The sequence below is a fragment of the Secundilactobacillus oryzae JCM 18671 genome, from assembly GCF_000740055.1.
GTDB lineage: Bacteria > Bacillota > Bacilli > Lactobacillales > Lactobacillaceae > Secundilactobacillus > Secundilactobacillus oryzae.
The window spans coordinates 40,025-47,196 of the sequence record NZ_BBJM01000015.1 but is presented as its reverse complement, the minus strand read 5'-3'; the positions used below and the strand labels follow the sequence as shown (position 1 = coordinate 47,196).

Here is a 7,172-nt window from a genome sequence, read left to right as displayed (position 1 = left end):
ATGGCATGACCCCGAAAGAATTTCGGAATCATGCCATTCTAAAAACTGCATAGCTATTTTAATTATTTGAACTGTCTACTTGACTCGGAGCAGTCCCGATAATCAGCTTTTTCTGTAACATTATCGCCAAAATATCCCGTTTTATGGGTGGAAAAATTGCCAAGTTTACTTTGTATTTTCCAAAAATAGGTGGTATGATTTCATGTGTGTTTCGAATGCGAAGTAATACGTCACATTCACAACTGACATGAGTTCCTGAACTGTTGTTTAACATGATAACAGTGCGGAATAAACGTCACATCTGCTTGCGAAAAGAGGTGATTTTCTGTGGGTGATCCATCTTCAGTTCCAACCTTTGAATTTTTGGGATTAACGTTTAATGCGACAAACATCATTTCTGGTTTGGTCGCCTTTATTTTGGTCTTCTTATTGGTTTTCGCGCTATCGCGTAAAATCACGATGAAGCCGAGTAAGGGGCAAAACGTTTTGGAATGGATAATCGATTTCACTAACGGCATTTTAAAGGGACAAATTCCTGGTCATGAAGTTTCTGCATTTGGACTTTATGGATTCACGCTATTTTTATTCCTTTTCGTTTCTAATGAGTTAGGTCTGTTTATTCAGATTGCTGTTGGCGGAAAAGATTATGTTCGAAGCCCAACGTCAGACCCGATTGTTACGTTAACGTTCTCGCTTGCGACAGCGCTAATTGCACAATACATGGGGGTTCATAAGTTGGGTTACAAGCAACATTTTAAGAACTATTTATCACCATTTGTTTTTTGGTTGCCAATTAGTATCTTTGAAGAGTTTACGAACTTCCTAACTTTAGGTCTTCGTATCTTCGGTGTTATTTATTCCGGCGAAATGTTGCTGAAGATTATTGGTGAGATGGCATTTTCACATGGAATTGCAACAATCATTGTGTCGGCTCCGATTGCAATGGCTTGGCAAGGATTCTCGTTATTCCTTGGCGCAATTCAAGCTTATGTCTTCTTGACCTTGTCATCGGTTTATATCGCTAAGAAACTTGAAATTGAGTAATATATTTTAAAACTACGAATTTTTTAGGAGGAACATTTATTATGGGAGCTATTGCTGCAGGAATCGCTATGTTTGGTGCCGCTATTGGTGGTGGTATCGGTGATGCTATCGTTATCGCTAAGATGCTAGAAGGTATGACTCGTCAACCAGAACTTTCAGGTGAACTTCGCTCAAACATGTTTATTGGTGTGGGTCTTGTTGAAGCTATGCCTATCATTGCTTTCGTTGTTGCTTTGTTAGTTATGAGCAAGTAATTTCAATTAACTTATGAATCACAAATCGAAAGTAAAGGAGGTGTCAATAGATGCTCGCACATTTAACCATTGTACCCGGAGTGGGTCTAGCACTTGGTGACATGTTGTTCTTTGCAATCTGTTTCATTATCTTAATGTGGGCTATCAAGCTTGTTGCTTGGAAGCCAGTTACGAAAATGATGCAAGATCGAGCAGACAAAATTGCCAATGACATCGACTCCGCTGAACAATCTCGTGCAGAAGCCGCAAAGCTTGCTGAGCAACGTCAAGAAGCTTTAGCTAATTCTCATAAAGAAGCGACCAGCATCGTTAGTGACGCTAAAAAGCAAGGCCAAGAGCAACGTGCCAGTCTTGTTGCTGCTGCTCAATCCGACGTTCAAGTTTTGAAGTCCAATGCACAAAAGGATATCGAACAAGAGCGTCAAGACGCTTTAGCAAATGCGAAGAATGATGTAGCTGATCTATCTATTGAGATTGCTTCCAAGATCATTCAAAAAGAGTTAAAAGCAGATGATCAAAAAGCATTGATCGATTCTTATATCGAAGGGTTGGGGAAGCATAATGAGTCTTGATGAAATGACAGTAGCCAAACGTTATTCTAAAGCACTCTTTGAAGTGCTGACTGAAAACAATGAACTTGATTCTGGTTACGAGGAATTAAAACAAATTCGTCTTGTCTTTCAGGACAACCCACAACTCGGTGCTATCTTATCTGGTGCCGCTTTGTCAGAAACCGATAGAACAAGTTTAGTGACGCCCATCATTGACAACGTCGATTCGAAGTACGTTAAGAACTTCATGAAGATGGCGTTTGATTATGGTCGGATGAATTATCTTGTATCGATCATTGATCAATTTGAAGTACTTTATAACGAAAAAAATCAAACCATCCATGCGGAAGTCATCACAGCTGTTTCACTTGATGAAGCTCAAGAGAAGCGGTTAGCTGATGAATTTGGTAAACGGGTTGGTGCAAAACAAGTTATTCTAAAAAGTAAAGTTGACGAAAACATCTTAGGTGGCGTCGTAATGAAGTCTGCCGGCAAGATTTTTGATGGTAGCTTGCAAACCAAGTTAGCTCAAATTCGCCGTACATTGTTAGGATAAAGATATCTAATAAAGAGGTGAAACTTTTATGAGCATTAAAGCTGAGGAAATCAGTGCTCTAATTAAACAACAATTAGAAAACTACAAAGATGAGCTCTCAGTTGAAGAAACTGGTACGGTTACCTACGTTGGTGATGGTATTGCCAGAGCTCATGGTCTTGAGAACGCATTATCAGGTGAACTTCTTGAATTTAATGACGGAGTTTACGGAATGGCTCAAAACCTTGAAAGCAATGACGTTGGTATCGTTGTGCTGGGTGACTTCACTAAGATCACTGAAGGCGATACAGTTAAGAGAACCGGCCGAATCATGGAAGTTCCAGTTGGAGAAGCTATGATTGGCCGCGTTGTTAACTCTTTGGGACAACCAATCGATGGAAAGGGTGCAATCGCTACTGATCACACTCGTCCTATTGAAAAGAAGGCCCCAGGTGTCATGGAACGTAAATCCGTTTCAGAACCTCTTCAAACGGGTATGAAAGCCATTGATTCACTTGTCCCAATTGGTCGTGGACAACGTGAGTTGATCATTGGTGACCGTAAGACAGGTAAGACAACTGTTGCCATTGACACAATCATTAACCAAAAAGATCAAGACATGATTTGTATCTATGTTGCCATTGGTCAAAAGGATTCAACTGTACGTTCACAAGTTGAGACCCTTCGTAAGTTTGGTGCCATGGATTACACAATCGTTGTGAGTGCCGGGCCATCCGAACCAGCACCATTGCTTTACATCGCACCATATGCTGGTGCAGCGATGGGTGAAGAGTTCATGTACAATGGCAAGCACGTTTTGATCGTGTACGATGATCTTTCAAAGCAAGCTGATGCTTACCGTGAACTTTCATTGATTCTTCGTCGTCCTCCTGGTCGTGAAGCTTATCCTGGTGATATCTTCTACACCCACTCACGTTTACTTGAACGTGCAGCTAAGTTGAGTGACGCCCTCGGTGGTGGTTCAATGACTGCTTTACCAATCATTGAAACCAAGGCCGGAGATGTTTCTGCCTACATTCCAACTAACGTTATTTCGATTACTGATGGTCAAATCTTCTTGGATAGCGATTCATTCTATTCAGGTGTTCGTCCAGCTATTGATGCTGGTACATCTGTTTCTCGTGTTGGTGGGGATGCTCAAGTTAAAGCTATGAAGAAGGTTGCCGGTACATTACGTCTGGACCTTGCTTCATACCATGAACTTGAGTCATTTGCCCAATTCGGTTCAGACTTGGATGCTGCAACGCAAGCTAAGTTGAACCGTGGGGCCCGTACGGTTGAAGTATTGAAGCAACCACTTCATTCACCACTTGCTGTTGAAAAGCAAGTTCTGATCCTCTTCGCATTGACAAACGGTTTCTTGGACAGTATTGAATTAGATGACATTTTGGCATTCCAAGATGGCTTATTCGATTACTTCGATGGCTCTCACAAGGACTTGTTGGATGGCATCGCATCAACTGGTCAACTTCCTGATACTGACAAGTTGAAGGCTGCCGTTAAAGAATTTGCTGATACCTTCCAAGGCTCAGCAAGCGAAGACCAATTAGCTGAATCAAACAAATAAAGTAGTTGGGAAGGATGGTGAATAGTAATGGCTGAATCAATTAGCGATGTCCAACATCGCATTGCCTCAACTAAGAACACAAGACAAATTACGACTGCCATGCAAATGGTTCAGACGTCTAAATTGAATCAGATTCAGAAGTCAGCCATTGGCTACCAGGACTACGTGTCCCGGGTTAAAGCCGTAGTAATGCACCTCGCCAAGTCCCAACTATTGAATGATGCTTCTAGTAACTTACAATCGGATCGAACAGTTAAGAAGACTGCTTATTTAGTCGTTACTTCTGATCGAGGCATGGTGGGAAGCTACAACAGTAACGTTATTCGTGATACGAATACATTCATTAAGGATCGCCAAGCTGGTAATGATGACTATGTCATTTTAGCAGTGGGTGGTACCGGAGCTGATTTTTACAAGAAGCGTGGCGAAAATGTTGCTTATGAATACCGTGGTGTTAGCGATATTCCAACATTTAACGAAGTCCGTGAAATCGTAAAGACAGTTTCAAATATGTATGATAACGGCGAATTTGACGAATTGTTTGTTTGCTACAACCATTTTGTTAACCGATTGACTTCTGACTTCCGTGGTGAAAAGATGCTACCAGTAGACCAAGAAGCTCTTGACTCTGCTAAATCAGAAGAAGTTGAAGAAAAGCAGCTTTCTAAGTCGTACGATGTGGAACCTTCAATCGAGGATGTTCTTCAAGTGGTTTTACCACAGTACGCTGAAAGTTTGATTTTTGGGGCGATTTTAGACGCGAAAACTGCTGAACATGCTGCAAGCTCAACTGCTATGAAGTCTGCTTCAGACAATGCAACAGACTTAATCTCACAGCTTGAATTGAAGTATAACAGAGCGCGTCAAGCCGCTATTACGACTGAAATCACCGAAATTACCGGTGGTCAGGAAGCATTAAATCAATAATGAACGGGAGGAAAATTAAGAAATGAGTACTGGCAAAGTTGTACAAGTTATTGGACCAGTCGTCGACGTTGAATTCCCGTTGAACGAAAAATTACCCGACATTAATACTGCCTTAAACATCAAAAAAGATGATGGTAGCGTCCTTGTAACTGAAGTTATCCTTGAATTGGGTGACGGTGTTATGAGAACAATTGCCATGGATGGTACAGATGGTTTACGTCGTGGAATGGAAGTAGAAAACACAAACGCTTCTATTTCAGTTCCTGTTGGTGACGAAACTTTGGGTCGTGTGTTTAACGTTCTCGGAGATACGATCGATGGTGGCGAAAGCTTTGGACCCGACGCTGAACGTCGGGAAATTCACCGTGATGCACCTGCATACGATGAATTAAGTCCTACATCAGAAATTTTGGAAACTGGAATTAAGGTTATTGACCTGCTTGCCCCATATGTTCGTGGTGGTAAGATTGGATTGTTCGGTGGTGCCGGTGTTGGTAAGACCGTTTTAATTCAAGAATTAATTCATAACATTGCTCAAGGTCACAATGGTATCTCTGTCTTCACTGGTGTCGGCGAACGTACCCGTGAAGGTAACGATATGTACTTTGAAATGAAGGAATCAGGCGTTCTTGAAAAGACTGCCATGGTTTATGGTCAAATGAACGAACCTCCTGGTGCCCGTATGCGGGTTGCCTTGACTGGTTTGACCATCGCTGAATACTTCCGTGATGTCAAGGGACAAGATGTGCTCTTGTTCATCGATAACATTTTCCGGTTTACTCAAGCTGGTATGGAAGTTTCTGCCTTACTTGGTCGTATTCCTTCAGCCGTTGGTTACCAACCAACGTTGGCTACTGAAATGGGTCAATTACAAGAACGAATTACGTCAACGAAGAAGGGTTCAATCACTTCTATCCAAGCCGTTTACGTTCCTGCCGATGATTATACCGACCCTGCGCCAGCAACGACATTTGCTCACTTGGATGCTACCACTAACTTGGAACGTTCATTGACGCAACAAGGTATTTACCCAGCCGTTGATCCTTTGGCTTCTACTTCAACTGCACTTGACCCACAAGTTGTTGGTCAAGAACATTATGAAGTAGCTACTGAAGTTCAACGTGTGCTTCAACGTTACCGTGAATTGCAAGATATCATCTCTATCTTAGGTATGGATGAATTATCTGATGAAGAAAAGACGATTGTTAACCGTGCTCGTCGTATTCAATTCTTCTTATCACAATCATTTAGCGTTGCTGAACAATTTACTGGTTTACCTGGTAAGTATGTGCCTGTTGAAGATACTGTGCGTAGCTTCAAGGAAATCTTGGATGGTAAGCACGATGATCTTCCTGAAGATGCTTTCCGTAACTGTGGTCCAATTGAAGACGTTGTTGCTAACGCCAAGAAAATGACTGCTGACGCAACCAAATAGGGAGGGTTCTAATTGGCTGATAATCAATCAGTATTAACCGTTAGTATCGTAACTCCTGATGGTAAAGTGTATGATGGTCAAACTTCACTACTCGTTGTGAAAACAACGACTGGTGAGTTGGGTATCATGCCAAACCACGTTCCTGTCATTGCTTCATTAGCAGTTGACGAAGCGCGAGTTCTTCGGGACGATGGTAATAAAAACGAAATCGCCGTCAATGGTGGTTTTATCGAATTTTCCGACAATGTTGCAACCATTGTTGCCGATAGTGCTGAAAAGCAAGGCGACATTGATGTGACCCGTGCTGAAGGTGCGCGTAAACGTGCTGAAGAGCGGATCCGTAAAGCAAAAGAAGCCCAAGATTCAGATTCTATGCGCCGTGCAGAGGTTGCCCTCCGCCGTGCCATTAATCGAATCAATGTGGCAAATAAGTAATAATCCCAAAAGAGGTTATCTATCTGATAGCCTCTTTTTTATAGTGCAAATAACTTTTGTAATATTACAAATTGCGCTACTCTAGTGATAGGCAAGACAATCTTACAATTATATGTTATATTGAAATTTAGGTACTGAAAGGAATTATTTGTATGCAATCTATTGGTACACAATCTTTGATTAATTTGATTAGCCATTTGGCTTTTATCTTAATTGCATTTTGGTCTATTCAAGGCTTACATATTGAGCGACGCATGCAATTGTACCCCAGCCAGGCGAAAACCCTGATTGTTATGTTATCAGTGGCTATTGGCTATACGTGTAGCAGCTTCTTCTTAAACTTTATCAATAACGTACAGAATGTAATCTTTTTAGTGAAATAATTCATATGACGGAGGCACTC

9 protein-coding genes are annotated in these 7,172 nt (G+C 41.5%); all 9 read left to right on the top strand.

The annotated features are described in order from the left end of the window. The first annotated feature begins 327 nt into the window (after positions 1–327). The 9 genes from atpB to LOSG293_RS05205 all read left to right on the top strand — a co-directional run bounded on the left by atpB (position 328) and on the right by LOSG293_RS05205 (position 7,152). Complete coding sequence (gene atpB, locus LOSG293_RS05245; RefSeq protein ID WP_034527869.1) at positions 328–1,044, top strand: F0F1 ATP synthase subunit A; 717 nt, start codon at positions 328–330, stop codon at positions 1,042–1,044. Positions 1,045–1,085: 41 nt separating this feature from the next. Beyond that, positions 1,086–1,298: a F0F1 ATP synthase subunit C gene (gene atpE / locus LOSG293_RS05240; protein WP_034527867.1), complete on the top strand. Its 213-nt coding sequence runs from the start codon at positions 1,086–1,088 to the stop codon at positions 1,296–1,298. Positions 1,299–1,348: 50 nt separating this feature from the next. Continuing rightward, positions 1,349–1,870, top strand: a complete 522-nt coding sequence (atpF, locus tag LOSG293_RS05235) for a F0F1 ATP synthase subunit B (RefSeq protein WP_034527865.1) — start codon at positions 1,349–1,351, stop codon at positions 1,868–1,870. Beyond that, positions 1,860–2,405: an ATP synthase F1 subunit delta gene (gene atpH, locus LOSG293_RS05230; RefSeq protein WP_034527864.1), complete on the top strand. Its 546-nt coding sequence runs from the start codon at positions 1,860–1,862 to the stop codon at positions 2,403–2,405. The genes atpF and atpH overlap by 11 nt, the downstream gene beginning before the upstream one ends. A gap of 28 nt (positions 2,406–2,433) precedes the next feature. Then, positions 2,434–3,972, top strand: coding sequence for a F0F1 ATP synthase subunit alpha (gene atpA / locus LOSG293_RS05225; protein ID WP_034527862.1), 1,539 nt, complete (start codon positions 2,434–2,436; stop codon positions 3,970–3,972). 27 nt (positions 3,973–3,999) lie between these two features. Then, a complete protein-coding gene (locus LOSG293_RS05220) occupies positions 4,000–4,899 on the top strand; it encodes a F0F1 ATP synthase subunit gamma (RefSeq protein ID WP_034527859.1) in 900 nt (299 codons plus the stop codon). Between the two features lie 22 nt (positions 4,900–4,921). Next, positions 4,922–6,334 (top strand): F0F1 ATP synthase subunit beta, encoded by a 1,413-nt coding sequence (atpD, locus tag LOSG293_RS05215; RefSeq protein WP_034527856.1) that lies wholly within the window; start codon positions 4,922–4,924, stop codon positions 6,332–6,334. A gap of 12 nt (positions 6,335–6,346) precedes the next feature. Beyond that, on the top strand, positions 6,347–6,769 hold the full coding sequence (locus tag LOSG293_RS05210) for a F0F1 ATP synthase subunit epsilon (protein ID WP_034527853.1): 423 nt from the start codon (positions 6,347–6,349) through the stop codon (positions 6,767–6,769). A 152-nt stretch (positions 6,770–6,921) separates the two neighbouring features. After that, positions 6,922–7,152 carry a DUF1146 family protein gene (locus LOSG293_RS05205; protein ID WP_034527851.1) on the top strand — a complete coding sequence of 77 codons (231 nt, stop codon included), beginning with the start codon at positions 6,922–6,924 and terminating at the stop codon, positions 7,150–7,152. Positions 7,153–7,172: the final 20 nt, after the last annotated feature.

Coding starts and splice junctions, on each gene's coding strand:
- atpD (WP_034527856.1), top strand. CDS start 4,922: ATGAGTACTGGCAAAGTTGTACAAGTTATTGGACCAGTCGTCGACGTT.
- atpE (WP_034527867.1), top strand. CDS start 1,086: ATGGGAGCTATTGCTGCAGGAATCGCTATGTTTGGTGCCGCTATTGGT.
- atpF (WP_034527865.1), top strand. CDS start 1,349: ATGCTCGCACATTTAACCATTGTACCCGGAGTGGGTCTAGCACTTGGT.
- LOSG293_RS05220 (WP_034527859.1), top strand. CDS start 4,000: ATGGCTGAATCAATTAGCGATGTCCAACATCGCATTGCCTCAACTAAG.
- atpA (WP_034527862.1), top strand. CDS start 2,434: ATGAGCATTAAAGCTGAGGAAATCAGTGCTCTAATTAAACAACAATTA.
- LOSG293_RS05205 (WP_034527851.1), top strand. CDS start 6,922: ATGCAATCTATTGGTACACAATCTTTGATTAATTTGATTAGCCATTTG.
- atpH (WP_034527864.1), top strand. CDS start 1,860: ATGAGTCTTGATGAAATGACAGTAGCCAAACGTTATTCTAAAGCACTC.